The sequence below is a fragment of the Variovorax paradoxus genome, assembly GCF_024734665.1.
Taxonomy (GTDB): Bacteria; Pseudomonadota; Gammaproteobacteria; order Burkholderiales; family Burkholderiaceae_C; genus Variovorax.
In genome coordinates this window covers 2,013,625-2,039,230 of sequence record NZ_CP102931.1, presented here as the reverse complement: position 1 = coordinate 2,039,230, position 25,606 = coordinate 2,013,625, and the positions used below count along the sequence as shown (strand labels likewise).

The window sequence follows — 25,606 nt, the reverse complement described above, 5'->3', positions numbered from 1 at the left end:
GCCGGCTCAGTACTCGTCGTTGTGGCTGTAGCCCACCAGGTTCTCGAACTTGGTGATCGGCTTCAGGAAGGCCAGCTTGATGGTACCGGTCGGGCCGTTCCGGTGCTTGCTGATGATCACCTCGGCCACGCCCGGCTCCTTCGACTCCTTGTTGTAGTAGTCGTCGCGGTAGATGAACATGATGATGTCCGCGTCCTGCTCGATGGCGCCGGATTCGCGCAAGTCGCTCATCATGGGGCGCTTGTCGGTGCGGCTTTCAACGCCGCGGCTGAGCTGCGACAGCGCGATCACCGGGCACTTCAGTTCCTTGGCCAGCATCTTCAGGCCGCGCGAGATTTCGCCCACGGCGGTGGCGCGGTTCTCGTCGCCCGAAGTGCTGGTCGACATCAGCTGCAGGTAGTCGACCACGATCAGGCCCAGGCGCCCGTACTGGCGCGCGAGGCGGCGCGCGTTGGCGCGCAGTTCGCTGGTCGAGAGGCCAGGCGTTTCGTCGATGTGCAGCGACACGGTGCGCAGCTTCTCGATGGCCTCGGTCAGGCGCGGCCACTCTTCGTCGCTGAGCTTGCCAGTGCGCAGGTGGCCCTGGTCGATACGGCCGATGGAACCCACGATACGCACTGCCAACTGCGCGGCGCCCATTTCCATCGAGAACACCGCCACCGGCAGACCTTCTTCGAGCGCCACGTGCTCGGCGATGTTGATCGCGAGCGAGGTCTTCCCCATTGAGGGACGCGCAGCCAGCACGATCATGTCGCCCGGCTGCAGGCCCGAGGTCATCTTGTCGAAGTCGTTGAAGCCGGTGCGCACGCCCGTGATGTCGTTCGGGTTCTCGGCCATTTCCGTCACGCGGTCGAGCAGTTCGACCACCAGGGCATCCATGCTCTGGAAGCCCTGCTTCATCCGCGTGCCTTCTTCGCCGATGTTGAAGATCTTCTGCTCGGCTTCGTCGAGGATCTTGTCGACCGCCTTGCCCTGCGGATTGAAGGCGTTGGTCGCGATCTCGTCGCTGGCGGAAACCAGTTTGCGCAGGATCGAGCGCTCGCGCACGATCTCGGCGTAGCGGCGGATGTTGCTCGCGCTGGGCACGTACTGCGCGAGCGAATTCAGGTACACCAGCCCGCCGATGTCGTCGGCCTTGCCGAGATTCTGCAGCTGCTCGTAGACGGTGATCACGTCGGCCGGCTTGCTGGCGTTGATCAGCCCACCGATGGCGGCGTAGATCAGCTTGTGTTCGTGGCGGTAGAAGTCGCCGTCAACCAGCAGGTCGCCCATGCGGTCCCAGGCGCCGTTGTCGAGCAGCAGGCCGCCGAGCACACTGGATTCGGCCTCGATGGAATGAGGCGGAATGCGCAGTTGAGCAACCTGGCGATCGGCCGACGGATCATTGTCGGCATAGGAGAAAACGGCGGACATGGACTTCCCTTGCAACCCTGCATGCTAAGCCGCGCGCGCCGATGCGCGTGTGGACAAGGTTGTGAATAAACGGTGATCTTCCAGTGCAATCGACTGGAAAACTCGGGCGCAGAAAAAGAAAAGCCGCCCGAAGGCGGCTTTTGCTGCAGCGCACAGGCGCTGTGGACGATCAGGCGGTTTCGCCGTAGACCGTCACGGTGATGTCGACCACCACGTCGGTGTGCAGGGCCACGCTCACGGTGCTGTCGCCAACGACCTTGATCGGGCCGTTGGGCAGGCGCACTTGCGACTTGGCAACCTTGTAGCCTTGCTTGCCCAGTTCTTCGGCGATGTCGCCGTTGGTGACCGAGCCGAACAGACGGCCGTCAACGCCAGCCTTTTGCGTCAGCTTGATGGTCGTGCCACCGAGCTTTTCGCCTTGAGCTTGCGATTCGGCCAGCTTGGCGGCCGCAGCCTTTTCGAGTTCAGCGCGCTTGGCTTCGAATTCGGCCTTGTTGGCGGCGGTAGCGCGGCGGGCGCGGCCCGTCGGAATCAGGAAGTTGCGTGCGTAGCCGTCCTTGACCTTGACGATGTCGCCCAGGGCACCGACGTTGACAACCTTGTCCAGAAGAATGATTTGCATGGTGTCGACTCCTTAGACGCGGTGCTGGTCGCTGTACGGCACCATGGCCAGGAAGCGCGCGCGCTTGATAGCGGTGTTCAGCTGGCGTTGGTAGATCGCGCGCGTGCCGGTCAGGCGGGCGGGGATGATCTTGCCGTTTTCGCTGATGAAGTCACGCAGCGTGTCGATGTCCTTGTAGTCGATTTCCTCGACGCCAGCGACGGTGAAGCGGCAGAAGCGCTTGCGCTTGAACAGCAGCGACTGGGTGTTGCGCTTCGGGCGCTTGTCTTTGTTGAATTTCTTGAACGTGGCCATTTGGGGACCTCTTGTCGAAAATTAATCTTGCTGAAAATCCTGGATGTGCAGGACCGGATGCTTGCCGTTGCCCGGTGTCGCGAGAAAGCCCTGAAAACGCCAGAGACTTCCCATCGACTGCCTTGCGAGCCGTTCGGCGATGGCGCCGAAGGCAACGGCCTTGAGGGCCGTCTTCACCTGCCTGGGTTTACCTGCCTCCTGGAGCGTCGACTCGTGTTCGAGCTTCAGGTCTATGGCTGGCAAGCCGGCTGGCGTGAATCGCAATGCTCCGAGTTCGGCAACGGAGGCGGTCAGCAGAAGCTGGTTGACCCCGGTTGCCGCAGCGGCAGCAGTCACGCCATCAGTTGTTGTTGGCGGCGTATTCGGCCTGCTGGGCCTTGCGAGCCTCTTCGCGCTCGACCGTCTTCATCATCGACGAAGGACCGGTTTCGGCCTTCTTCTTCTGAACGGTCAGGTGGCGCAGCACGGCGTCGTTGAACTTGAACGCGTGTTCGAGTTCGCCCATCACGGTTTGCTCAGCTTCGATGTTGACGCACAGGTAGTGGGCCTTGTTGAGCTTGTTGATCTGGTAAGCCAGCTGACGACGGCCCCAGTCTTCAACGCGGTGGATCTTGCCGCCGCCGGCCGTGATCAGGCCCTTGTAGCGCTCCAGCATGGCCGGAACTTGTTCGCTCTGATCCGGGTGGATCAGCAAAATGATTTCGTAGTGACGCATGGCACTCCTTGTGGATTCTTCCGAGGAAGAGGAAAAGCCACCTGCAGCGTCGGGCGCAGTGTGGCAAGGCAAAGCCAGCGATTATAGCCCTGTAGAGCGCACTTCGGCAAGCCACCTCAGTCGTTGAGGGCCTTGTCCAGGGCGGCGGCCTTCTCCGGGCCCACCGCGGCGCGGATCTTGGGCGCCAGCGCCAGGAGGTCTTCATAGCTCGTCGTGCCCTCGACCTGCAGGTTGAGCCGGAAGCCCATCAGGCCCAGGCTGCCGGTGAGCTGCGTGGCGATGGGATAGGCGTCCTTGTAGCGCTGCTGCTTGCTGCGCCCGGAGGAGCCCACAGCGGGAGCAGCGGGTGCAGCCGGCGCGACCGTTTTCGCCACTGCCTCAGCGGATGCGCCTCCGGCGGCCGGCGATGCTGCACTGCCCTCCGCCGGCTCGAGCAGCCCCAGCGCCACCATCTGATCGATGTCTTCGCGGGCAATGCCCATGCCGTTGGCCAGCACCTCGTCGACCGAGCGCTTGCCGTCGAACAGGATGAAGGCCGAGCGCTGGCGCGGCGACAGAGGGACCGAGCGGTCCTTGAGAACCTGATGGCCCGTTTGCGTCTTGACAAGAATCATGGTGGTCTTCCCTTCCGGGATGCGCCCGTGAATCTCACAAGTCTGGCATCAATTACGCAATTCGTTTCAATAACACCCCACCGTCGCGGGAATCCCCCCATGGGGATTTCCGCAGTCCGGGCTTCAGCGCTTGGCGAGCTGCTGCCAGGTGTCGATCACGCTGTCGGGGTTCAGGGAAATCGATTCGATCCCCTCCTCCGCCAGCCACAGCGCGAAGTCCGGGTGGTCGCTGGGGCCCTGGCCGCAGATGCCCACGTACTTGCCCTCGGCCTTGCAGGCCTTGATGACGCGGCTCAGCAGCGCCTTGATGGCCGGATCGCGTTCGTCGAAGTCGGCTGCCAGCAGCTCGAGGCCCGAGTCGCGGTCCAGGCCCAGCGTGAGCTGGGTCAGGTCGTTCGAGCCGATCGAGAAGCCGTCGAAGAACTTCAGGAACGCCTCGGGCAGGATGGCGTTGCTCGGCACCTCGCACATCATGATCAGCTTGAGGTCGTTCTCACCGCGCTTCAGGCCGTGTTCGCCCAGCAGCGTGGTCACGCGCTCGGCCTGGCCCAGGGTGCGCACGAAGGGCACCATGATCTGCACGTTGGTCAGGCCCATGTCGTTGCGCACGCGCTTCAGCGCTTCGCACTCCATGGCAAAGGCCTCGCCGAAATCGGCGCTCAGGTAGCGCGCGGCGCCACGGAAGCCCAGCATCGGGTTTTCTTCTTCCGGCTCGTAGCGGCTGCCGCCGATCAGTTTGCGGTACTCGTTCGACTTGAAGTCCGAGAGGCGCACGATAACCTTCTTGGGCCAGAAGGCCGCCGCGATGGTCGCGATGCCTTCGGCAACCTTGTCGACGTAGAAGGCGCGCGGCGAGGCGTGGCCGCGGGCCACCGACTCGACAGCCTTCTTCAGGTCGTTATCGACGTTCGGATAGTCGAGGATCGCCTTCGGGTGCACGCCGATGTTGTTGTTGATGATGAACTCGAGCCGCGCGAGGCCCACGCCGTGGTTCGGCAGCTGCGCGAAGTCGAAGGCGAGCTGGGGGTTGCCCACGTTCATCATCAGCTGGATGTCGATTTCGGGCATCACGCCGCGCTGCACTTCGGTCACTTCGGTTTCGAGCAGGCCGTCGTAGATGAAGCCGGTGTCGCCCTCGGCGCAGCTCACCGTGACCAGCGTGCCGTCTTTCAGCAGGTCGGTGGCGTCGCCGCAGCCGACCACGGCCGGAATGCCCAGTTCGCGCGCGATGATGGCCGCGTGGCAGGTGCGCCCGCCGCGGTTGGTGACGATGGCGGCAGCGCGCTTCATCACGGGTTCCCAGTTGGGGTCGGTCATGTCGGTGACGAGCACGTCGCCGGCCTGGACCTTGTCCATCTCGCTGATGTTGTGCACCAGCCGCACGGGGCCGGTGCCGATCTTCTGGCCGATGGCACGGCCCTCGGCCAGCACGGCACCTTTGCCCAGCAGCTTGTAGCGCTGCTCGGCCTTGCCCTGCTGCTGGCTCTTCACGGTTTCGGGACGCGCCTGCAGGATGTAGAGATGGCCGTCGGTGCCGTCCTTGCCCCACTCGATGTCCATCGGGCGGCCATAGTGCTCTTCGATGACCAGCGCGTACCTGGCCAGCTGCTCGACGTCGGCGTCGCTCAGCGAATAGCGGTTGCGCTGCTCGGCCTTGACGTCGGTGGTCTTCACCAGCTTGCCGGTCGCCTTTTTTTCTTCAGGCGTGGCGAACTCCATCTGGATCAGCTTGGAACCCAGGTTGCGGCGGATGACGGCCTTCTTGCCGGCGCGCAGCGTCGGCTTGTGCACGTAGAACTCGTCGGGGTTCACGGCGCCCTGCACCACCGTTTCGCCCAGGCCGTAGCTGGAGGTGATGAACACCACGTCCTCGAAGCCCGATTCGGTGTCGATGGTGAACATCACGCCGGCGGCGCCGAGGTCGGAGCGCACCATTCGCTGCACGCCGGCCGACAGCGCGACCACGTCGTGCTCGAAGCCCTTGTGCACGCGGTAGCTGATGGCGCGGTCGTTGTAGAGGGAGGCAAACACCTCCTTCATCTTGTGCAGCACGTCGTCAATGCCGACCACGTTCAGGAAGGTTTCCTGCTGGCCCGCGAAGGAAGCGTCGGGCAGGTCTTCAGCGGTGGCCGACGAGCGCACGGCGAACGAGGCGGCGGGGTTGCCCGAGCTCAGCGTGGCAAAGGCCTCGCCAATGGCCTTCTGCAGGTCGGCCGGGAACGGCTGGGCCTCGACCATGGCGCGGATCTCGGCGCCGGCGGTGGCCAGTGCGCGCACGTCCTCGGTGTCCAGCGCGGCAAGCCGCTTGCTGATCTTGTCGGCCAGGCCGTCGTGGGCCAGGAACTGGCGGAATGCGTGCGCCGTGGTCGCGAAACCGGTGGGCACCCGCACGCCCTGCGGCAGCTGCGAGATCATTTCGCCGAGGCTGGCGTTCTTGCCGCCAACCGCCTCGACGTCGGTCATTCTCAGGTTTTCAAACGGTACGACCAGGGCGGTCGCGTCGAAAAGTGCAGACATGGGGAAGCTCCAGAAGTTGAAACCAGTGCCGCATGCAGACGGCGCGGCACGATCGTTGTCGTTGCTTTGGGTGCGGGCGCGGTGTGCATGGAAAGAATTGGGGCTGGGAAGCGGATTCCCGATAATGGCCCGGATTGTAGGCGTGGCAAGGTTGCCCGCGCCGCAGGACAAGGCCGCATGACCACGCATTCACGCACTGTTTTCTTCATTTCCGACGGTACGGGCATCACCGCCGAAACCTTCGGTAACGCCGTTCTCGCCCAGTTCGAGATGAAACCGCGCCATGTCCGACTACCTTTTACCGACACGGTCGACAAGGCCCACCAGGCGGTACGGCAGATCAACCACACGGCTGAACTCGAGGGCGTGCGCCCCATCGTCTTCACCACGCTGGCCAACATGGACGTGCTGGAAGTGATCGAAACCGGCTGCAAGGGCATGTTGCTGGACATGTTCGGCACCTTCGTGCGGCCACTCGAAATCGAGTTGGCCGTGAAGTCGAACCACCGGATCGGCCGTTTCAGCGACGTCAGCAAGAGCAAGGAATACAACGACCGCATCGCCGCGATCGACTTCAGCCTGCAGCACGACGACGGCCAGAGCAACCGTGACCTGGAAGGCGCCGACGTGATCCTGGTGGGCGTGAGCCGCAGCGGCAAGACGCCAACCTCGCTCTACCTGGCAATGCAGCACGGCCTGAAGGCGGCCAACTACCCGCTGATTCCGGAAGATTTCGACCGCCGGCAGCTGCCGCCGGCCCTGATTCCGCATCGCAAGAAGATCTTCGGCCTGACCATCCAGCCTGAGCGGCTCAGCGAAATCCGCAACGAGCGCCGGCCGAATTCGCGCTACGCCAGCCTGGAGAACTGCCGCCACGAGGTGAGCGAAGCCGAGGCGATGATGCGGCGCGCCGGCATCCGCTGGCTGTCGACGACCACCAAGTCGATCGAGGAAATCGCGACCACGATCCTGCAGGAGCTGCGGCCCGAGCGACTGGTCTACTGAGGCTGATTGCTATCTTTTGGATAGCAAGCAGCGACATCAGCGACAAAAGCTACCCGAAAAGGTACTGGACCGTGCCGTCCGCGCTTGTCACAGGCTGGCACGGCGTGCCCCAGACCGCCTCGATCAGCCCCGGCTGGAGCACTTCGGCTGCCGCTCCCTGCATCAGCCCGCCCGAAGCGCCGCCCAGCACCACCACCTCGTCGGCATAGCGCCGCGCCAGGTTCAGGTCGTGCAGCACGGCCACCACGCCCACGCCGCGCGCGGCCCAGGCGCGCAGCAGGCGCATCGCGGAATGCTGGTGCGCGAGGTCCAGCGCCGCGGTGGGCTCGTCGAGCAGCAGCCAGCGGCTCGCGCCGTCGGGCCGCGGATGCCACAGCTGGGCCAACGCCCGCGCCATGTGGGCCCGCGCCTTCTCGCCGCCCGACAGGGTGTTGAGGATGCGCGGCGCCAGCGCCGATACATCGGTCAGCCCCATCGCCTCGTCGACGATCTCATCTTCGTCGCGGCCCGGCGAGCGGCGGTGCGGGTAGCGGCCCAGCGCCACGATCTCCTGCGCGGTGAAATCGAAGGCGACCGCGCTCTCCTGCGGCATCAGCGCCCGGCGCAGCGCCAGTGCCGGCATGCCGTGGTCTTCGAGCGGACGGCCATCGAGCGTCACCCTGCCCCGTGTCGGCGCCCGCTGGCCGGCCAGCACCGAGAGCAGCGTCGACTTGCCAGCGCCGTTGGGTCCGAGGATGGCCGTCACCCGGCCCGGCGCCAGGTGGACCGAAGCGTCGGCGAGCAGCGTCTTCGCCCCAACGCGGACCTCGACACTGGCGCAGCACAGCGCCATCGGATCGCGTGGCAACGTCGCCGCAGTCATATGCGCCCCTTGAAGTGCCGCAGCATCCACAGGAACATCGGCACGCCGATGAACGCGGTGAGCACGCCCAGCGGTAGCTCGGCCGGCGCCATCACCGTGCGTGCCACCGTGTCGGCAGCCAGCACCAGCGCCGCTCCCAGCAGCGCCGACGCCGGCAACACCACGCGGTGATCAGGCCCCGCCACCATGCGCACCCAGTGCGGCGCGATCAGGCCGATGAAGCCGATGATCCCGGTCGTCGCCGTCACCGCCCCCACGGCCACGGCCGTGACGACAATCGCGCGCCGCTTGATGCGTTCGACGTCCACGCCAAGCAGCGCCGCCTGCGCCTCGCCCAGCGCAATGGCGTTCAACGGCGCCGCCAGCGACCGCGCCGCCACGCACGACAGCAGCACCGCCACGCCGACCAGCAACACGGCACTCCAGCGCGCCCCACCCAGGCTGCCCAGCAGCCAGAACTGCAGGCTGCGCAGTTGCTCGTCGGTCGCCATCACGCTGAGAAAACCGAGCCCCGCACCCGCCAGCGCGTTGACCGCGATGCCCGCCAGCAGCATCAGCGCCATGCGCGTGCCGCCTTCGCTGCGCGACAGGCCGTAGATCAGCAAGGTCACCGACAGCCCGCCGCCGAACGCCATGAGCACCAGCGTCCAGCTGCCAAGCGTGCGCGGCAGCACGGGCCACAGCCATGCGCCGAGGATGATCGTGACACCCGCCGCCAGCGCCGCTCCACTGCTGATGCCAACAAGCCCAGGGTCGGCCAGCGGATTGCGGAACAGCCCCTGCATCAGCGTGCCCGCCATGCCGAGCCCCGCGCCCGCCGCCACGCCGAGCACGAGGCGCGGCAGGCGGATGTTGAGAAACACCAGGTGCTCGGGCGATTTGTCGGCCCCTTGCCCTAGCGAGGTCAGCACGCCCCAGAGTTGCGGCAGGCTGATGGCATACGCCCCCGAAACGGCCCCCACCACGAAGGCGGCGACGAGCAGCAGCGCACTGCCGCCCAGCACGGCCTGTGCCGAGAAGCGCTGGCTCATGCGGTGGCAGCCAGGAATTTTTCGTGCAGTTCGGCGATGGCCGCGGGCATGCGCGGGCCGAAGCCCAGCAGCAGCAAGGCGTCCTGCGTGATCAGGCTGCGCTTCTTGAACGCCGGCGTGAGCGCAAGCTCGGGCCGCTGCCAGAACTTGTCGACGCCGCCGTGGGCTTCGATGCTTTGCGTGCTCGTGAGAATGATGTCGGGCGCGGCGCTGGCCATGGCTTCGGCGGTCATCGGCCTGTAGCCCTGGAAGCCGCCGAGCACGTTGGCGCCCCCCGCAAAGCCGATCACCGAATGCGCGGCGGTCTTCTCGCCCGAAACCTGCGGGCTGGCGCTGTGCGACAGCACGAACAGCACGCGCGGCTTGCGCCCCTTCGAGGCTGCGGCCACGCGCTGTTGCACCTGGTTCCATTCGGCATCGAGCTTCGCCTGCAGCTCGCGCGCCTGCGCCTCGCGCGCGGCGGCGCGGCCGACGGCCTGCACCTTGCGCTGCACCTCGCCCCAGCTGTGGTCGGCCTCGATGATCTCGACCTTGACGCCCGCACCGCGAACCTGGTCGAGCACCACGGCGGGACCCGACTCGTTGGTGGCGATGATCGCGTCAGGCTTCAGCGACAGCAGGCCCTCGGCCGACAGCTGGCGCATGTAGCCGACCTTTGGCGTCGCGCGCGCGGCGGCGGGATACAGGCTGGTGGTGTCGGTGCCGACGAGCTGCACTTCCGCGCCCAGCAGGTAGACGACTTCGGTGATCGCGCCGCTGACGGTCACGAGCTTGGGCAGCTTCGCCTCCTGTGCGAACAGGGGCAGCGCGGCGGTGCCCAGCGACGAGGCGCCGAGCAGGCGCAGCACGTCGCGGCGATGCAGCGGAAAGCGGGCGTTCATTTCGTGAAAGGCGGTCATGGAGCTTCGGTCGTGGATTGAAGACGCGGCAGCTCGCGCACGATGCGCCGCCACTCCTCGCGCTCCGGCATGCCGGGCTTGCGCGCGCCGAAGAACATCGCCATCAACTCGCCCTGCTGGTCGAAGGCTTCGACCGATGTCACGACGCCGTCGCTGGTCGGCTTCTCGACGATCCAGACGCTGGCGATGCGGTCTTCGCGCATGTGCAGGTTGAAGCCCGGGTCGAGCACGTTGAGCCAGCGCATCGGCGTTGCGTTCTCGCCGTGGCCCTTCATTTCCATCGGCTCGATGCGCACCACCGGGCCGGAGTGGATCTGGATGCAGCCCGGGCTGCCCACGAACACCATGATCGGCGTGCCGTCGAACGCGGCTTCGTTCAGCAGGTCGCTGATGGCGCTCAGTTCAGCGCGCTGAGTGAACTCGCCTTCGGTCAGGCGAAAGCTCTGCTGGCGCTCCACGCCGAACTTGTTCAGCAGGCCGAAGAACTCGTGCGTGTCCTGCATGCCGCGCCAGGCTTCGGCGAGGCCACCGGTGTCGATGGCGCTGTCCTCGCGTGGTACAGCTTTGTCTTCGGGCGCGGCGAACACCACGGGCTCGTCCGGCGCAGTGAAGCTGTCGATGACCGACTGGAAGGCATCACGATCGGTGGCGTCGCGCACGAAGATCTTGTGCACGGCCACGCCCTGCGCATTGAAGAACTGCAGGCTCAGCGAAGGCGACACACCCGGGTTGGCCGCTGCCTCGCTCACCGCGAAGCCCGCATGCCAACGGCTGAAGAACAGCCGCAGGTCGATGGCCTCGCCCAGTGCGATCCCCATCGCGTCGCTGCCCGACACCTTTTCATAGACGCCGGTCTTCTCGTGCACCGTGGTCTCATTGCGCGTGAGCGCAAGCACGGGGCCGCACAGCTCCAGCGCCTGCAGCAGTTCGACCCATGGGCCGCGCAGGCGCGTGGCGTGCAGGGCCTTGTCGTGCGTGCCCGTGTGTGCGGCCACGGCCGCGCCTTCGGACAGGTCCATGGCTGCGGCGGCGTCCTTGTGGCGCATGCCCCTGGCGCGCAATGCGGCGAATCGGTCTCGGATGTCTTCGGCGTTCATCGGGTTTCCTTGTCTTGTCGTGAAATCGGCGGCTCGCTGGGGTCAGAAGTCCGCCACGAGCGACACGTTGAAGCTGCGGCCCGGCTGGGTATAGGCGTCGCGGATCGTCGAGGTCGAGGTCAGCCCGCGCACGTCGCTCCACATCCAGTAGCGCTTGTTGGTGAGATTGACGATTGCCGCGTTCAGGCGCAAGTCCTTGCGGATGCGCCACTGTGCGCTCAGGTCGAAGGTGGTGGCAGCGGGCGCCCGGAACTGGGTGCCGGTCGTGACCTCGGTGCTGTCGATGTCCGACCACTTCTTGCGCGCGTGATTCACGGCGTCGAGGCGCACGCTCCACACCGGCGCCTGGTACTTGACGCCGACGCTGGCCTTGCTCGGGTCGATCGAGTTGAGCGGGCGGTTGTTGGTGCGGTCGCGTCCGCGCGTCTGGCCGTAGGCAAAAGGCACGGAGAAGCCGTTGCCGTTGTCGGTGAAGTCGAGCTCGCCCTTGATCTCGAAGCCGCTGATGCGTGCGCGCCCGATATTGACCGACTGGAAGGTCGCCGGATTGGTACGCGAGCCGAACACGCCACCGACCTGGCGGTCGTTCTCGATCAGGTCCTTGTAGTCGCCGGTGAACGCGGCCACGTCGAAGCTCAGCACGCCGGTGCGTCCGCGCACGCCGAGTTCGATGTTCTGGCTCTTCTCGGGCTTGAGATTCGGGTTGGGAATCGTCCTGTAGCCCGAGATCACGTTCTCGAAGAAGTTGTTGACCTGGAACGCGTTGGGCGCCTTGAAGCCAGAGGCGTAGTTGCCGTACACGCTCCATTGCGGCGTTGCGCGGAACAGCACGCCGAGCTTGGGCGATACGGCCGAGCCCGAGAGCGACACGGCCTGCGCGCCAAAGCCCGCCTGCTTCGCGTCGAGTGAGAAGCGGTCGAAGCGGATGCCCGGCGTGATGCTCCAGCGGTCGTGGATGAACTCGTCCTGCACGTAGAACGCGGACGAGGTCTCGCGCGTGTCGGGGAAGCGCTTGAGCGGATAGGTCTCGCCGGCCGGAGGCACCAGGCCGGTCTGCAGGTTCTCGACGTTGGTGCGCGTGTAGTCGAAGCCGTAGGTGATCTTCTGTGCCCAGTCGCCCGTGCGCACGGTCTTGTCGGCCTGCAGGCCGAACTGCCATGTGCTTTCGTCGTAGGTGACGTCGCGTGTGCGGTCGGCGGCGGTGAAGCGGTCTTCGTAGATGAACTCGCGCGACTTCGCCTTCTGGTAGCTCACCACGGCGAGCAGGCTGTCGGCCATGAGGGAGTTCAGGCGCAGGCGGCCGTCGTAGGTGAAGCGGTCGCGCTGCAGATCGTTCTTGGCGTTGAGGCCGATTACCGAAGTGGACGCATACGGCGGCTTGGCGACGCCCGAGAGCAGGTCGTAGCGGCTGGTCTTCTCGATGTGCTCGAGGGTGAAGCCGTGGCGCTGGTCGGCATTGGGCGTGAGGATGACCTTGGCAAGCAGCGCCTTGTTGCGGTCACGCTCGGGGTTGGGCGTGGTGCGGTCGACGTTGGCAGCGTTGTTGGCGCCCATGTTCTCCAGCGCGCTGGAGCGGCCCATGTTGGCTGAGATGAGCCACTGCAGCGTGTCGTTGGCCTTGCCCGCGAGGGTGACGCCGCCGTGCGTGCCGTTGTCGTCGCCGCTGTAGCCGATGCTGGCGCTGCCGCCGAAGCTCTTGCCGTCGCGCAGATAGGACGACGGATCGCGCGTGATGAAGTTCACCAGGCCTGCCAGGCCGTCGGAGCCGTAGAGCGCGGAGGCCGGGCCCTTGATGATCTCGATGCGCTCGACGAGGCCGATGTCGAAGTAGTCGCGCCCGAACGCATTGGCGCTGAAGACGTAGCTGCGCGGCGTGCGGATGCCGTCCGTCAGCAGCAGCACGCGGTTGCCGTCGAGGCCGCGGATGTTGAAGCCTGCATTGCTGTCGCGGCCGGTGTTGCCCTGCGCGAGGCCGAAGCGCGCGGGGGCGCGCTTGACGGACACGTTGGGCAGGTCGCGCACCGCGTCGCGGATGTCGGTGATCTGCTTCGATTCGATGTCGTCGCGGTTGATGACCTCGGTGCTCACCGGAAGATCGTCCCTTGCCTGCTCTGAGCGCGAACCGCTCACCACCACTTCATTGAGCGCCGCGACACGCTGGGCCCACGAGGGTGCCGAAAGACCGAGCCCGGAGGCGATCAGGCACGGCAGGAGAGCGAGGCGATGGGAGGGACGTCGGTTGAGTTTGGAGGCCACGAAAAAAGGTCCAGAAACAGTTAAAGAACTGCTTGCTGGACCTTCGGGCGCAGAAGACTGCGCGAACGACCTGGCTGGCAATGAAGGGCTGTCGCCCGAGCTTTTTATTGTATAAGAATAATTCTCATTGAAACAACTTAAGGCTTACTCATGCAGGGGCCGATGTGCGGATCAGATGGTCGAACGCACCGAGCGCCGCCTTCGCGCCGTCGCCGGCCGCGATGATGATCTGCTTGAACGGCACCGTGGTGGCATCACCCGCCGCGAACACGCCCGGCACAGAGGTCTGGCCGCGCGCGTCGACGATGATTTCGCCGTGCTTCGACAGCTCGACCGTGCCCTTGAGCCAGTCAGTGTTCGGCACGAGGCCGATCTGGATGAACACGCCTTCGAGCTCGACCTTCTTCAGCTCGCCCGTGGCGCGGTCCTTGTAGACCAGGCCGTTGACCTTCTGGTCGCCGGTGATCTCGGTGGTCTGTGCGTTGGTGAACACGTCAACGTTCTTCAGGCTCCTGAGCTTGCGCTGCAGCACGGCGTCGGCGCGCAGTTGCGTGTCGAATTCGATCAGCGTGACGTGGCCCACGATGCCGGCCAGGTCGATCGCCGCTTCGACGCCCGAGTTGCCGCCACCGATCACAGCGACGCGCTTGCCCTTGAACAGCGGACCGTCGCAGTGCGGGCAGTAGGCCACGCCCTTGTTCTTGAACTCGTGCTCGCCGGGCACGTTGATGTTGCGCCAGCGTGCGCCGGTCGAAATGATGACCGACTTGCTCTTGAGCGACGCGCCGCTTTCGAGCTGCACCTCGATGAGGTCGCTGCCGGGCACCAGGGCCTTTGCGCGCTGCAGATTCATGATGTCGACCTCGTAGTCGCGCACATGCTCTTCGAGCGCGTGGGCGAACTTCGGTCCTTCGGTTTCCTTGATCGAGATGAAGTTCTCGATGCCCAGGGTGTCGAGCACCTGGCCGCCGAAACGCTCGGAGGCAACGCCGGTGCGGATGCCCTTGCGCGCTGCGTACACCGCAGCTGCCGCGCCGGCAGGGCCGCCGCCGACGATCAGCACGTCGAACGGGTCTTTGGCGGCGATCTTCTTCGCTTCGCGCTCGACGCCGCTGGTGTCGATCTTGGCGAGGATTTCCTCCAGGCTCATGCGGCCCTGGCCGAACTCGGTGCCGTTGAGGAACACGGTCGGCACGGCCATGATCTGGCGTTCCTTCACCTCTTCCTGGAAGGTGCCGCCTTCGATCATGGTGGTGCGGATGCGCGGGTTCTGCACCGCCATCAGGTTCAGCGCCTGGACCACGTCGGGGCAGTTGTGGCAGGTGAGCGAGACGTAGATCTCGAACTCGAAGTCGCCGTCGAGCGCCTTGATCTGGTCGAGCACGGCCTGCTCGACCTTCGGGGGATAGCCGCCGATCTGCAGCAATGCAAGGATCAGCGAGGTGAATTCATGGCCCATCGGCAGGCCGGCAAAACGCGGGCCGTGGTTTTCGCTCGGGCGGTTGACCGAGAACGAGGGCTTGCGATGGTTGTCGTCGCGGCTTTCGGTCAGCTTGACCAGCGGGGACGACTCGGCAACGTCCTTCAGCAGCGACAGCATTTCGCCCGAGGCCTTGCTGTCGTCGAGCGAGGCGACGATCTCGATCGGCTGCGTGGCGCGTTCGAGGTAACTCTTCAATTGGGCTTTGGTGCTTGCGTCGAGCATGAGGGACTCTCTTTCGATAACTGAAAACTATCAACTGGGGGCAAAAAAGCCCGGGGCCTCGTGAGCGCCCGGGCTTTCGCGCAGGGGCGCTTAGATCTTGCCGACGAGGTCGAACGACGGGGCGATGGTCTTGTCGCCTTCATTCCACTTGGCCGGGCAGACTTCGTTCGGGTGGGCGGCGGTGTAGACCGCTGCCTTGAGCTTGCGCAGGGTTTCCTTGACGTCGCGGGCGATTTCGTTGGAGTGCACTTCGGCGGTCTTGATGATGCCGTCGGGGTTGATCACGAAGGTGCCGCGCAGCGCCAGGCCTTCTTCGGGGATGTGCACGCCGAAAGCGTTGGTCAGCGTGTGGGTCGGGTCGCCCACGAGGGGGAACTTGGCCTTGCCGACGGCCGGCGACGTGTCGTGCCAGACCTTGTGCGAGAAGTGCGTGTCGGTGGTCACGATGTAGACCTCGGCACCCAGCTTCTGGAACTCGGGGTAGTTGTCGGCCGCGTCTTCGACTTCGGTCGGGCAGTTGAAGGTGAACGCCGCCGGCATGAAGATCAGCACGGACCACTTGCCCTTAAGCGTCTCGTCGGACACATCGATGAACTTGCCGTTGAGGTAGGCCTGGGTCTTGAAGGGCTGGACTTGGGTGTTGATCAGGGACATTGAAATTCCTTAGATGCTGCGGTTGGACAAAGATAAGTGCGAGCCATGAGTATAACTACCAATTCAATACATTTGATAGTCAGTATCTATTAAAAGTATTGGGACTTGCTATGTTTACGATGACCGCGAAACGCGTTTGGCGATACATCAATACGAACGTGTATCACCATCACACGCATGCAGACCGGCGCAGCATGGGATTGCTTGCAAGTGCCACCGCGCCCCTCTGACAATCACCGCTTTCAGAACAAGGAAAAAACCATGAAGGGCGACCCCAAGGTCATCGAACATCTGCAGGCGCAGCTCAAGAACGAGCTCACTGCAATCAACCAATACTTCCTCCACTACCGCATGCTCAAGCATTGGGGTCTGGACAAGCTGGCCAAGAAGGAATACGAGGAATCGATCGGCGAAATGAAGCACGCCGACAAGCTGATGGACCGCATCTTCATGCTCGACGGCCTGCCCAACCTGCAGGACCTGGGCAAGCTGAACATCGGCGAAGACGTGCCCGAACTGCTGCGCTGCGACCTCGGCGCGGAAACCGGCGCACAAGCCACCATCAAGGACGGCATCGCGCATTGCGAATCGGTGCGCGACTACGTTTCGCGCGATCTGCTGCAAGAGATCCTGGACGACACGGAAGAGCACATCGACTTCCTCGAAACCCAGATCGACCTGATCGACAAGGTCGGGGTGCAGAACTACCTGCAATCGCAGATGGGCGAGCTCGAATAAGGCGAGGCTCTCGCACCGCACCAGCTAATCAACGGGACTTCGGTCCCGTTTTTTATTGCTTTACGTAACTTAACTCCGCACGAATAACAGTCATTCTCATTTGCACGGATAAAATCCGCGCCTTCGATGACTGCCACCCGCCCCGACAACCGCCGCCGTGCCTATTGGCTCAAGACCCTGCACGAATGGCATTGGGTGAGTTCGGCCATCTGCCTCATCGGCATGATCCTGTTCAGCGTCACGGGCTTCACGCTCAACCACGCGGGGCAGATCGAGGCCAAGCCGGCCGTCACGAAGCTGAACGGCTCGGTCGACGAAGCCCTTCGCGCGCAGCTCGAAAAGCAGTTGCCCGCCGCCAAGGCCAGCAAAGGGAAAGCGCCCCTGCCCCCTGAACTCCAGACCTGGGTGCAGAAGCACTGGGACGTCGCCACCGCCGGCCGCGAGGCCGAGTGGTCGGACGACGAAATCTATCTCTCGCTCCCCCGCCCCGGCGGCGATGCCTGGCTGCGCCTGAGCCTGGCCGACGGCGAGATCGAATACGAGCGCACCGACCGCGGCTGGCTCTCCTACTTCAACGATCTCCACAAAGGCCGCAACACCGGCGCTGCGTGGAGCTGGTTCATAGACATCTTCGCGGGCGCCGCGCTGGTCTTCTCGATCACCGGCCTGTTCATTCTCAAGATGCATGCGGGCAACCGGCCGTTCACCTGGCCGATGGTGGGCATGGGGCTCGTCGTGCCGGTGCTGCTCGCGCTGCTGTTCATTCACTGATTCATTCATCAATCGTCGATCCAGGAAAAGAGGTTTCCCGTGCACGTTCGCTATTCACTCGCACCGCTGGCCATGTCGGCGCTGTTCGCAGCTCCGGCCTTCGCGTCGGGGCTGGCCGTCAACATCGAGATCCCCCGGCTGAACGTCTCCGAGTACCACCGCCCCTACGTGGCGACCTGGATCGAGCGCGCCGACAACACCGTCGCCGGCACGCTGGCGGTCTGGTACGACGTGCGCACCAAGACCAACAACCCCGAGGGCGAAGGCACGAAATGGTTGAAGGACATGCGCCAGTGGTGGCGCCGCGGCGGCCGCGAACTCGCGGTACCGGTCGACGGCGTGACGGGCGCCACCAAGCCCGCCGGCAAGCACCAGCTGAGCTTCACCGAAGGCACGGCGCCCATGCCCAAGCTCGCACCGGGCGCCTACAAGCTCGTGGTGGAAGCCGCGCGCGAAGTCGGTGGCCGCGAGGTCGTGAGCATTCCCTTCCAGTGGCCCCCGACGGCAGCGGCACAGCCGACCGCAACGGGCAAGGAAGAGCTCGGCGAAATCAAGCTCGAACTCAAGCCCTGACCTGCGCCGCACAGCCCCTTTCACCGCCAGCCCGTCACATCAAGGAACTGCCATGACCCATTTCAACCTGCGCGCTGCCTCCCTCGCCATCGCCCTGTCGGCCGCCGCTTCGCTCGCCCAGGCGCACAACGCCTGGCTGCTGCCCTCGTCCACCGTGTTCTCCAAGGCCGACACCGTGACCGTCGATGCCGCGGTGTCGAACGACTTGTTCGTTGCCAATCACGCACCGCTGCGGCTCGACGGCCTGCAGATCACCGCGCCCGATGGCAGCACCATCAAGCCCGAGACCGAAGCCAAGCTCAAGCTGCGCAACGTGTTCGACGTGAACGTGGCGCAATCGGGCACCTATCGCATCGCCGTGATCAATGCCGGCGCCTTCGCGAGCTGGAAGGACAAGGTCACGGGCCAGACCAAGCGCGCGCGCGGCACGGCCGAGACCATCGGCAAGGAAATCCCGGCCGATGCGCAGGACGTGACGGTCACCCAGTCGTCCGGCCGCATCGAGACCTTCGTGACGGTCGGCAAGCCTTCGGTGCTCAAGCCGACCGGCCAGGGGCTGGAGCTGATCGCCACCGGCAGCCCGACCGACCTGGTCAAGGGCGAGAAGGCCACCTTCACGCTGAACCTCGACGGCCAGCCCGCCAAGGGCCTCGAAGTGACGGTGACGGCAGGCAACACCCAGTACCGCGACAAGCTCGAAGAAATCAAGCTCAAGACCGACGACAAGGGCCAGTTCAGCGTGACCTGGCCGGCCGCCGGCATGTACTGGCTCGACGCCAGCACCAAGGACAACAAGACCACGGTGCCGCAAGCCAAGGAACGCCGCCTGAGCTACGCGGCGACCCTTGAAGTGATGCCCTGACACAGCAAGCCACCTTGGGCATTTCGTTCAGCACCTGGCGCGCTGGCGGCTACGCCAACGCAGCCGTACCGCGCCCCGCCGATCCCGCGACCCTGCAGCAGTCGGGCGGACAGACCATGGGCACCACCTGGTCGCTGCGCTTCGACAATCCGCGGATGCTGCCGCTGGCGCAGGTGCGCGCGGCCGTCGAGTCGGCGCTTGGCCGCGTGATCGCGCAGATGAGCCATTGGGAGCCGGACTCGGACATCAGCCGCTTCAACCGGGCGCCGGCCGGGTCGCGGCACGTGTTACCCACGGAGTTCGCTGAGGTGATGCGCTGTGCTGCGCGATGGGCAACGGCCAGCGGTGGCGCGATCGATCCGACCGTCGGTCCACTCGTCGCTTGTTGGGGCTTTGGCCCCGGAGCGAAAGAAAACGGACTGCCTGCTGCGACGGCCCTGGCCGGTGCGCGTGCGTGCGTCGGCTGGCCGCGGCTGGCCTTCGATGCAGCCGATGGCTCGCTGCTGCAACCGGGCGGCTTCGCGCTCGATCTTTCGGGCATTGCCAAGGGCTTCGCGGTCGACCATGGCGTCGAGGCGCTGCGCGCACTTGGCCTTGCCGACCTTCTCTTTGAAGTCGGCGGAGAACTGCGAGGCATCGGGCAACGTCCCGGTGGGCAGCCTTGGCAGGTGCTCGTCGACGGCGACCCGACCAAGGCGCGGCGCGTTGCGCTTGCCGACATGGCCATCGCCACGTCGGGCGACCGATGGCACCAGCGCTCGGACAAGGGGCGCCGCTGGTCGCACACCATCGATCCGCGCACGGGCGAACCGGTCGCGCATGCACTGGCCAGCGTCACTGTGCTGCACGCGGAGTGCATGCAGGCCGACGCACTGGCCACCGTGCTGACGGTGCTGGGCCCGGACGAAGGATTCGACTTTGCGCAGCGGCATGACGTTGCCGCGCTGTTCGTGAGCCATGGCGACGCATCGCCTGCGGCAAAGGCCACGCGCGCCTGGCCCGCACCGGCCGGGGCATGAACGACTTCGGCTGGCGCGCATTGGGTGCGGGTTCCACCGTGCTGACGTACGCGGCGCTTTGCGCGTCGATCTACGTGCGCGAGCGCAGGCGTCAAGCCGCTGCCGCACGCGACGCCGTGGCGCTCTCGGGGAGCGGCAACGAGCCCCCAGTCCTCGTGCTGTTCGCCAGCCAGACCGGACAGGCCGAAGCCATCGCCTGGCAGACCGCGCGGCAGCTGAGTGCCGCAGGCATGCCGGCACGCGTGATGGAGCTGAACACGCTCGATGCCCCGACGCTGGCCGCCGCGCGGCGTGCGCTCTTCATCGCCAGCACCTACGGCGAAGGCGACGCGCCCGATAGCGCCAGCGTGTTCGCCGAGCGCGTGATGAATTCGCCACCCAAGTTGCCGTCGCTGCGTTACGCCGTGCTGGCGTTGGGCGACCGCCAGTACGCCAACTTCTGCGGCTTCGGCCGCGCACTCGACGAATGGCTGCTTGCGACGGGCGCCAAGCGCGAGTTCGATCGCATCGAGGTCGACAACAGCAACCCCGCCGCGCTAGCCGCATGGCAGGCGCAATGGGGCGATGCGCCGGCGGCCGACGACAGCGCGACGACTACCAGCTTCACGCAGTGGCGGCTCATTGCGCGCGAGCGACTCAATCAAGGCAGCGCGGGCGCGCCAGTTTTCCACCTCGGACTGGTGCCGCAGGCTGGCGCATTGCCGCATTGGGTTTCAGGCGACCTGGTGCAGGTGGCGGTGGCGAGCGATCCGGCACGCCCGCGCGACTATTCGATCGCGTCCGTACACGCCGACGGCGAACTGCAATTGCTCGTCCGGCAGGAGCAGCATCCCGATGGGACGCTTGGCGCGGCGTCGGGGCTGCTCACGTCCACACTCAGCATCGGCGACACGGTGGCCTTGCGACTGCGGCCTCATCGAGGGTTCCGCCTGGATGGCAACGAAGCACGGCCGCTGATCCTCATCGGCAATGGCACCGGCCTGGCTGGCCTGCGCGCGCACCTGCGGACCCGTGCCGCCGCGGGCAGACACGACAACTGGCTGGTTTTCGGCGAGCGCCAGGCCGCTCACGACTTCCTGTATCGCGAAGAAATCGAAACCTGGCAGGCCAACGGCGTGCTGCAGCGGCTCGACATGGTGTTCTCGCGCGATCAGGCGGAGCGCTTCTATGTCCAGCACCGGCTGCTGCAGTCGGCCGACACCTTGCTGCGGTGGCTGGACGACGGCGCGGCAATTTATGTCTGCGGAAGCTTGCAGGGCATGGCGTCGGGCGTGGACGCCGCGCTACGGCAGGTTGCAGGCGAAACGATGGTGAGCGAACTGACGGCCAGTGGACGTTATCGCCGCGACGTCTACTGACGCTCTGCGCTTCGGGGCAGTTGCGTGACAGCAACAAATCAGAAGAACTTTTTAATTAATACGAAGTTGGCCGCGCACTTCCGTATTGAGAAACAATATCATTCGCAGCGATTTACAAACGCTTTGTAAATCGACTCACCCAGCCAGTCCGCCCTCGCTTCTCCAGAAAACGCAGGCCGCCAGGACATCGCCAGTCGAGTCCTGCCGCCCGCCCTTTTCGGAGAAGAACTTCATGGCCTACATCAAGAGCCGCAAACACACTGTTGCGCGCGCCGTTCCACACCTCTCAGGCGCTGCCGCCGCCACGCTGATGGCCCTTGCAGCCCCGGTCGCTCTCGCCCAATCGGGTGGCGCGCTGCCTGAAGTCCGGGTGCAGGACTCCACCGCCGCCGACTACAAGACCGACAACTCGTCGAACCCCAAGTTCACGGCTCCTCTGGTGAACACGCCCCAGACCATCCAGGTCATCAAGGAACAGATCATTCGCGACCAGGGCGCGACCACGCTGACCGAGGCGCTGCGCAACACGCCCGGCGTGGGCACATTCTTCCTCGGGGAAAACGGCAACACCAACACGGGCGACGCCGTCTTCATGCGCGGCTTCGACAGCTCGAGCGCGATCTTCGTCGACGGCATCCGCGACCTGGGCTCGGTGTCGCGCGACGTGTTCAACATCGAACAGATCGAGGTCGTGAAGGGCCCGTCGGGCACCGACGTGGGCCGCACCTCGCCCACCGGCTACATCAACCTCGTCACCAAGAAGCCCAAGCTCGAAGACAGCTTCCTGGGCTCGATGAGCTTCGGCAGCGCCGACTTCAAGCGCGGCAGCGTCGACTGGAACAAGTCGCTCAGCAGCGCCAACGGCATCGGCGCGGCGTTTCGCCTGAATGCAGTCACCGAAGACGGCGGCGTGGCCGGACGCGATTTCGTCAAGAACAAGCGCACGGCGATCGCCCCGTCGCTGGCCCTTGGCCTGAACAGCCCGACGCGCATCTTCCTCGACTACCTGCACGTCAAGCAGAACAACATTCCCGATGGCGGCGTGCCCACCATCGGCCTGCCGGGCTACAGCACGCCCGACGCCACCGCGATCACGCGCGGCCTGGCGCGCCGCACCTACCTGAACGCCGCCGCGCGCGTGGATTCGAGCAACTTCTACGGCACCAGCTCGGACTTCGACAACGTGACGGCCGACATGTTCACCGCGCGCATCGAGCACGACCTGACGCCCGACATCACCATCCGCAACACCACGCGCTACGGCAAGACTTCGCAGGACTACATGCTGACGTCGTTCATGGGCGGCGGCCTGACGGCGTCGGCAACCGGTGTCGGCCAACTGCCGGCCGCGAACGCGGGCTTCCTCAACACGGTGATCCCCACGATTCCCGCCAGCTGGACCGTCACGCGCAACCTGCCCACCAACAAGGACCAGGAAAACACGATCTTCACCAACCAGACGAGCGTGTCGGCCAAGTTCAACACAGGCAGCATCAGCCACTCGTTCAACGGCGGCCTCGAATTCATCCGTGAGACGCAGCGCGCCAACAACTACTACGCTGCGGGCTACCCCAGCGTAGGCACCACGCTGGCTGCGGCCGGTTCGTGGCCGGCCGCCAACCTGTACAACCCGAACCCGTACGTGAGCGGCTACAACCGCATTGCCAACGGCACCGGCTCGGACGGCAGCACCGACACCATCGGCCTCTACGCCTTCGACACGCTCAAGTTCAACGAGCAATGGCAGCTGACCGCCGGCCTGCGCTACGACCACTACTCGACCACGTACAACGCCACCGCGCTGACGCTGGCACGCACCGGCAACGGCCCGCAGACCTCGACGATCACGCCGACCAACCTGAAGCTGTCGGACAACCTGCTCTCCGGCAAGATCGGCCTGGTCTACAAGCCGACCGAGAACAGCAGCATCTACGCGGCCTACGGCACCGCCGCACAGCCGCCGGGCGGCGCCAACTTCCAGCTGGCCGCCAGCGGCACCGGCAACAGCGCCGGGCGCACCGACTTCCTGCCGCAGAAGGCCAAGACCTACGAGGTCGGCACCAAGTGGGACGTGATGAACAAGCGCGTGGCCCTGACGGCGGCGCTGTACCGCACCGACGTGAGCAACGAAGTCGTGCAGGACACGGTCTCGCAGCAGTACTTCCAGACCGGCAAGAAGCGCGTGCAGGGCGTCGAGCTGGGTGTGTCGGGTGCGCTGACCGACAACTGGGGCGTGAGCTCGGGCTTCACCACCATGAACACCCGCGTGGCGAGCGGCCCCTCGGTGCTGGCCGATGGCTCGACCGCCCTCGCCTACACGCCGAAGAAGGCCTTCACGCTCTGGACCACCTACCAGTTCCCGTTCGGCCTGACCGTCGGTGGCGGCGCCCGCTACAACGGCAAGTTGCAGCGCGGCACCGACGGCGCGGTGGGAACGCCAGCGTATGTCGATTCGTACTGGGTGTTCGATGCGATGGCGTCCTATCGCATCAACAAGAACATCGACATCCAGCTGAACCTGTACAACCTGTTCGACAAGGACTACGTGGCAGCCATCAACAAGAGCGGCTACCGCTACACGCCGGGCACGCCTCGCTCGGCCAAGATCACCGCGAACTTCGCGTTCTGACGGTCCTTGCGCGCACCGGGCTCACCCGGTGCGGTGCGACACTCGAGCCCCGGCCCGCGCCGGGGCTTTTCTCATTGCGGAGTTCCTGAAAATGATGCTGCATGTGCCCGAAGTGCTGAGCCCTGACCAGGTGCGCGAAATGCGCGCCGCGCTCGACGCTACGCAATGGACCGATGGGCGCGAGACGGTCGGCGCACAAGGCGCGCAGGTCAAGCGCAACCGCCAATTGCCGGAACAGTCGGCCGTCGGCCGGGAGTTGGGCAACATCGTGCTGGCTGCGCTGGCCCGGCACGCGTTGTTTTTTTCGGCCGCGCTTCCGTCGCGCTTCGTGCCGCCGCTGTTCAACCGCTACGAGGGGGGCGAGCACTACGGCGTTCATGTCGACGGTGCGGTGCGTGCCCTGCCCGGCAGCGGCCAGCAACTGCGCACCGACCTGTCGTGCACCCTCTTCCTGTGCGATCCCGAAGACTACGACGGCGGCGAACTGGAGGTGATCGACACCTACGGCTCACATGAAGTGAAGCTGCCGGCCGGCGACCTCATTCTTTACCCTGCCAGCAGCCTGCATCGCGTCCACCCGGTGACCCGGGGAGCGCGGATCTGCTCGTTTTTCTGGCTGCAGAGCATGGTGCGCAACGACCAGCAGCGCAGCATGCTGTTCGAGCTCGACCAGAACATCCAGAAACTGCGCGCGCGCCTCGGTGAATGCGAGGAAACGGTGGCGCTGACCGGGCACTATCACAACCTGCTGCGGCTCTGGTCGGAGGTCTGATTCCGGGGGCACAAGATGTTGCATGAATCAGTAACACATAGTTATTGCAAATGCGATGGATTCTTATTTATAATCGACCACATCCAACAGCCAGCCAACTGCCGCTTTCACAGCCATGATCGTTTGCGTCTGCCGCCGAGTCTCCGACCGAGAAATCGCACGCCATGTGCGGGCCGGCATGACTTTTGACGAAGTGCAATTCGAACTTGGCGTGGCCACCCAGTGTGGTCAATGTGAAGGTTGTGCGCGCGATATCGTCGCGCAGTGCAGCGCTTCGCATCCGGTCGCCGCGCTGAATTGCGATTCGGGTCCGAGAGCGATCCAGCTTGCCAACTCCATCAAGGAAAGCAAGGCATGGAACTCGTCTCGGCACTCGGCGGCAGCCTGATTCTGGTCGCAGGTTCGGTCTGGTGGATCTTTCGCAAGTAGCGCGCGTGGCGTCTTCGTAGCGGTTTTGCTGCAATCGGGGCACCTTTCGCGGTGCCCGCATTCGAATGGTTGATCGTGTCTGACCGCTTTGCTCCCCCCCCCTCCGTCCTCGGCCTTTCGCGCAATGTCGTCATTGCCGGCGGTGTCATCCTGTTTCACGCGGCTGCGCTCTGGGCGCTTCAAAGCGGGCTGCTGCGCCGCGCCGCCGAAGTGGTGATTCCCGTCGAGATACTGAGCCAATTCGTCGAGCCACCGAAGCCGAAGGCTGACCCACCTCCGCCGCCACCACCACCGCCCCAACCCAAGGTGACCAAGGCGCCGCCCCCGCCGCGGCCCCAGGCCATCCGCGAGCCGAAGCCCACACCGGCGCCCATGGCGCCCGTCGGCGTAACAGAACCACCACCACCGGCAACGCCGCCGGCACCTCCCGCTCCGCCGGCGCCGCCCGCGCCGCCACCTGCGCCCCCGGCTCCGCCGGCCGTGCAGCTGCCATCGAGCAACGCCGACTATCTTCAGAATCCGAAAGCCACCTATCCCGCCATGAGCAAACGGCTCGGCGAACAGGGCAAGGTGATCGTGCGGGTGCTCGTCGGTGTCGACGGCCTGCCCAAGAGTGCCGAGGTCAAGAAATCCAGCGGCTTCGATCGCCTCGACGAGGCGGCCGTGGAATACATCATGAAATGCCGGTTTGTGCCCGGCAAGGTCAACGGCGTGGTGCAGGCCATGTCTTATGACGCCCCCGTCAACTACGTCCTGAACTAATTTTTCTCT

At 65.2% G+C, this 25,606-nt stretch carries 25 protein-coding genes; 11 read left to right on the top strand and 14 right to left on the bottom strand.

Annotated features, from left to right (window positions below):
- Positions 1-6: 6 nt before the first annotated feature.
- The 7 genes from dnaB to ppsA form a co-directional block, all read right to left on the bottom strand.
- Positions 7-1,413, bottom strand: a complete 1,407-nt coding sequence (dnaB, locus tag NWF24_RS09520) for a replicative DNA helicase (RefSeq protein WP_093051090.1) — start codon at positions 1,411-1,413, stop codon at positions 7-9.
- 169 nt (positions 1,414-1,582) lie between these two features.
- Positions 1,583-2,035, bottom strand: coding sequence for a 50S ribosomal protein L9 (gene rplI / locus NWF24_RS09515; protein ID WP_258353962.1), 453 nt, complete (start codon positions 2,033-2,035; stop codon positions 1,583-1,585).
- A gap of 12 nt (positions 2,036-2,047) precedes the next feature.
- Complete coding sequence (gene rpsR / locus NWF24_RS09510; protein ID WP_007830781.1) at positions 2,048-2,329, bottom strand: 30S ribosomal protein S18; 282 nt, start codon at positions 2,327-2,329, stop codon at positions 2,048-2,050.
- A gap of 21 nt (positions 2,330-2,350) precedes the next feature.
- Complete coding sequence (priB, locus tag NWF24_RS09505) at positions 2,351-2,665, bottom strand: primosomal replication protein N (protein WP_258353961.1); 315 nt, start codon at positions 2,663-2,665, stop codon at positions 2,351-2,353.
- 4 nt (positions 2,666-2,669) lie between these two features.
- The gene (gene rpsF, locus NWF24_RS09500) at positions 2,670-3,044 is read right to left on the bottom strand and encodes a 30S ribosomal protein S6 (protein WP_093051100.1); all 375 of its coding nucleotides are present in this window, start codon (positions 3,042-3,044) and stop codon (positions 2,670-2,672) included.
- Positions 3,045-3,160: 116 nt separating this feature from the next.
- Positions 3,161-3,658 (bottom strand): hypothetical protein, encoded by a 498-nt coding sequence (locus NWF24_RS09495; RefSeq protein ID WP_258353960.1) that lies wholly within the window; start codon positions 3,656-3,658, stop codon positions 3,161-3,163.
- A gap of 123 nt (positions 3,659-3,781) precedes the next feature.
- Positions 3,782-6,175: a phosphoenolpyruvate synthase gene (gene ppsA / locus NWF24_RS09490; protein WP_258353959.1), complete on the bottom strand. Its 2,394-nt coding sequence runs from the start codon at positions 6,173-6,175 to the stop codon at positions 3,782-3,784.
- 177 nt (positions 6,176-6,352) lie between these two features.
- Between ppsA and ppsR the strand changes: the two genes are divergently transcribed.
- Entirely contained in the window at positions 6,353-7,180 is an 828-nt protein-coding gene (ppsR, locus tag NWF24_RS09485) for a posphoenolpyruvate synthetase regulatory kinase/phosphorylase PpsR (RefSeq protein WP_093051109.1), read from the top strand.
- Positions 7,181-7,229: 49 nt separating this feature from the next.
- On the opposite strand, the gene NWF24_RS09480 is transcribed toward ppsR, so the two are convergent.
- The 7 genes from NWF24_RS09480 to ahpC all read right to left on the bottom strand — a co-directional run bounded on the left by NWF24_RS09480 (position 7,230) and on the right by ahpC (position 15,684).
- Positions 7,230-8,012 (bottom strand): heme ABC transporter ATP-binding protein, encoded by a 783-nt coding sequence (locus NWF24_RS09480; protein ID WP_375338470.1) that lies wholly within the window; start codon positions 8,010-8,012, stop codon positions 7,230-7,232.
- Between the two features lie 26 nt (positions 8,013-8,038).
- Entirely contained in the window at positions 8,039-9,073 is a 1,035-nt protein-coding gene (locus NWF24_RS09475) for a FecCD family ABC transporter permease (protein ID WP_258353957.1), read from the bottom strand.
- On the bottom strand, positions 9,070-9,972 hold the full coding sequence (locus NWF24_RS09470) for a heme/hemin ABC transporter substrate-binding protein (protein ID WP_375338445.1): 903 nt from the start codon (positions 9,970-9,972) through the stop codon (positions 9,070-9,072). The genes NWF24_RS09475 and NWF24_RS09470 overlap by 4 nt, the downstream gene beginning before the upstream one ends.
- Positions 9,969-11,069 carry a hemin-degrading factor gene (locus NWF24_RS09465; RefSeq protein ID WP_258353956.1) on the bottom strand — a complete coding sequence of 367 codons (1,101 nt, stop codon included), beginning with the start codon at positions 11,067-11,069 and terminating at the stop codon, positions 9,969-9,971. The genes NWF24_RS09470 and NWF24_RS09465 overlap by 4 nt, the downstream gene beginning before the upstream one ends.
- Positions 11,070-11,111: 42 nt before the next feature.
- Positions 11,112-13,325: a TonB-dependent hemoglobin/transferrin/lactoferrin family receptor gene (locus NWF24_RS09460; RefSeq protein ID WP_258353955.1), complete on the bottom strand. Its 2,214-nt coding sequence runs from the start codon at positions 13,323-13,325 to the stop codon at positions 11,112-11,114.
- 148 nt (positions 13,326-13,473) lie between these two features.
- Entirely contained in the window at positions 13,474-15,030 is a 1,557-nt protein-coding gene (ahpF, locus tag NWF24_RS09455; protein WP_258353954.1) for an alkyl hydroperoxide reductase subunit F, read from the bottom strand.
- Positions 15,031-15,120: 90 nt separating this feature from the next.
- Positions 15,121-15,684 carry an alkyl hydroperoxide reductase subunit C gene (gene ahpC / locus NWF24_RS09450; protein WP_258353953.1) on the bottom strand — a complete coding sequence of 188 codons (564 nt, stop codon included), beginning with the start codon at positions 15,682-15,684 and terminating at the stop codon, positions 15,121-15,123.
- Between the two features lie 261 nt (positions 15,685-15,945).
- On the opposite strand from ahpC, the gene bfr reads away from it, so the two are divergent.
- The 10 genes from bfr (at position 15,946) to NWF24_RS09400 (ending at position 25,597) form a co-directional block, all read left to right on the top strand.
- Positions 15,946-16,422 carry a bacterioferritin gene (gene bfr / locus NWF24_RS09445; protein WP_007830763.1) on the top strand — a complete coding sequence of 159 codons (477 nt, stop codon included), beginning with the start codon at positions 15,946-15,948 and terminating at the stop codon, positions 16,420-16,422.
- A gap of 126 nt (positions 16,423-16,548) precedes the next feature.
- Positions 16,549-17,193 carry a PepSY-associated TM helix domain-containing protein gene (locus NWF24_RS09440; RefSeq protein ID WP_258353952.1) on the top strand — a complete coding sequence of 215 codons (645 nt, stop codon included), beginning with the start codon at positions 16,549-16,551 and terminating at the stop codon, positions 17,191-17,193.
- 72 nt (positions 17,194-17,265) lie between these two features.
- Positions 17,266-17,766 (top strand): DUF2271 domain-containing protein, encoded by a 501-nt coding sequence (locus NWF24_RS09435; protein WP_371127353.1) that lies wholly within the window; start codon positions 17,266-17,268, stop codon positions 17,764-17,766.
- Between the two features lie 52 nt (positions 17,767-17,818).
- On the top strand, positions 17,819-18,628 hold the full coding sequence (locus NWF24_RS09430; RefSeq protein WP_258353951.1) for a DUF4198 domain-containing protein: 810 nt from the start codon (positions 17,819-17,821) through the stop codon (positions 18,626-18,628).
- A gap of 14 nt (positions 18,629-18,642) precedes the next feature.
- Positions 18,643-19,647 (top strand): FAD:protein FMN transferase, encoded by a 1,005-nt coding sequence (locus NWF24_RS09425; RefSeq protein WP_258353950.1) that lies wholly within the window; start codon positions 18,643-18,645, stop codon positions 19,645-19,647.
- Positions 19,644-21,005 carry a sulfite reductase subunit alpha gene (locus tag NWF24_RS09420; protein WP_258353949.1) on the top strand — a complete coding sequence of 454 codons (1,362 nt, stop codon included), beginning with the start codon at positions 19,644-19,646 and terminating at the stop codon, positions 21,003-21,005. Before NWF24_RS09425 ends, NWF24_RS09420 begins: the two co-directional genes overlap by 4 nt.
- A gap of 232 nt (positions 21,006-21,237) precedes the next feature.
- Entirely contained in the window at positions 21,238-23,634 is a 2,397-nt protein-coding gene (locus tag NWF24_RS09415; protein WP_258353948.1) for a catecholate siderophore receptor Fiu, read from the top strand.
- 91 nt (positions 23,635-23,725) lie between these two features.
- Positions 23,726-24,406, top strand: a complete 681-nt coding sequence (locus tag NWF24_RS09410) for a Fe2+-dependent dioxygenase (RefSeq protein WP_258353947.1) — start codon at positions 23,726-23,728, stop codon at positions 24,404-24,406.
- Between the two features lie 115 nt (positions 24,407-24,521).
- Entirely contained in the window at positions 24,522-24,794 is a 273-nt protein-coding gene (locus NWF24_RS09405; RefSeq protein ID WP_093051142.1) for a (2Fe-2S)-binding protein, read from the top strand.
- A gap of 113 nt (positions 24,795-24,907) precedes the next feature.
- On the top strand, positions 24,908-25,597 hold the full coding sequence (locus tag NWF24_RS09400) for an energy transducer TonB (protein WP_426393189.1): 690 nt from the start codon (positions 24,908-24,910) through the stop codon (positions 25,595-25,597).
- The last annotated feature ends 9 nt before the right edge of the window (positions 25,598-25,606 follow it).

What these genes read in the sequence shown, in the direction of transcription:
- ahpC (WP_258353953.1), bottom strand. Translation starts at nt 15,684, where the DNA reads ATGTCCCTGATCAACACCCAAGTCCAGCCCTTCAAGACCCAGGCCTAC.
- bfr (WP_007830763.1), top strand. Translation starts at nt 15,946, where the DNA reads ATGAAGGGCGACCCCAAGGTCATCGAACATCTGCAGGCGCAGCTCAAG.
- NWF24_RS09495 (WP_258353960.1), bottom strand. Translation starts at nt 3,658, where the DNA reads ATGATTCTTGTCAAGACGCAAACGGGCCATCAGGTTCTCAAGGACCGC.
- dnaB (WP_093051090.1), bottom strand. Translation starts at nt 1,413, where the DNA reads ATGTCCGCCGTTTTCTCCTATGCCGACAATGATCCGTCGGCCGATCGC.
- NWF24_RS09410 (WP_258353947.1), top strand. Translation starts at nt 23,726, where the DNA reads ATGATGCTGCATGTGCCCGAAGTGCTGAGCCCTGACCAGGTGCGCGAA.
- ahpF (WP_258353954.1), bottom strand. Translation starts at nt 15,030, where the DNA reads ATGCTCGACGCAAGCACCAAAGCCCAATTGAAGAGTTACCTCGAACGC.
- NWF24_RS09480 (WP_375338470.1), bottom strand. Translation starts at nt 8,012, where the DNA reads ATGGCGCTGTGCTGCGCCAGTGTCGAGGTCCGCGTTGGGGCGAAGACG.
- NWF24_RS09415 (WP_258353948.1), top strand. Translation starts at nt 21,238, where the DNA reads ATGGCCTACATCAAGAGCCGCAAACACACTGTTGCGCGCGCCGTTCCA.
- NWF24_RS09430 (WP_258353951.1), top strand. Translation starts at nt 17,819, where the DNA reads ATGACCCATTTCAACCTGCGCGCTGCCTCCCTCGCCATCGCCCTGTCG.
- NWF24_RS09475 (WP_258353957.1), bottom strand. Translation starts at nt 9,073, where the DNA reads ATGAGCCAGCGCTTCTCGGCACAGGCCGTGCTGGGCGGCAGTGCGCTG.
- ppsA (WP_258353959.1), bottom strand. Translation starts at nt 6,175, where the DNA reads ATGTCTGCACTTTTCGACGCGACCGCCCTGGTCGTACCGTTTGAAAAC.
- rpsR (WP_007830781.1), bottom strand. Translation starts at nt 2,329, where the DNA reads ATGGCCACGTTCAAGAAATTCAACAAAGACAAGCGCCCGAAGCGCAAC.
- NWF24_RS09440 (WP_258353952.1), top strand. Translation starts at nt 16,549, where the DNA reads ATGACTGCCACCCGCCCCGACAACCGCCGCCGTGCCTATTGGCTCAAG.
- NWF24_RS09435 (WP_371127353.1), top strand. Translation starts at nt 17,266, where the DNA reads ATGTCGGCGCTGTTCGCAGCTCCGGCCTTCGCGTCGGGGCTGGCCGTC.
- rplI (WP_258353962.1), bottom strand. Translation starts at nt 2,035, where the DNA reads ATGCAAATCATTCTTCTGGACAAGGTTGTCAACGTCGGTGCCCTGGGC.
- NWF24_RS09470 (WP_375338445.1), bottom strand. Translation starts at nt 9,972, where the DNA reads ATGACCGCCTTTCACGAAATGAACGCCCGCTTTCCGCTGCATCGCCGC.
- ppsR (WP_093051109.1), top strand. Translation starts at nt 6,353, where the DNA reads ATGACCACGCATTCACGCACTGTTTTCTTCATTTCCGACGGTACGGGC.
- NWF24_RS09465 (WP_258353956.1), bottom strand. Translation starts at nt 11,069, where the DNA reads ATGAACGCCGAAGACATCCGAGACCGATTCGCCGCATTGCGCGCCAGG.
- NWF24_RS09405 (WP_093051142.1), top strand. Translation starts at nt 24,522, where the DNA reads ATGATCGTTTGCGTCTGCCGCCGAGTCTCCGACCGAGAAATCGCACGC.
- NWF24_RS09420 (WP_258353949.1), top strand. Translation starts at nt 19,644, where the DNA reads ATGAACGACTTCGGCTGGCGCGCATTGGGTGCGGGTTCCACCGTGCTG.
- rpsF (WP_093051100.1), bottom strand. Translation starts at nt 3,044, where the DNA reads ATGCGTCACTACGAAATCATTTTGCTGATCCACCCGGATCAGAGCGAA.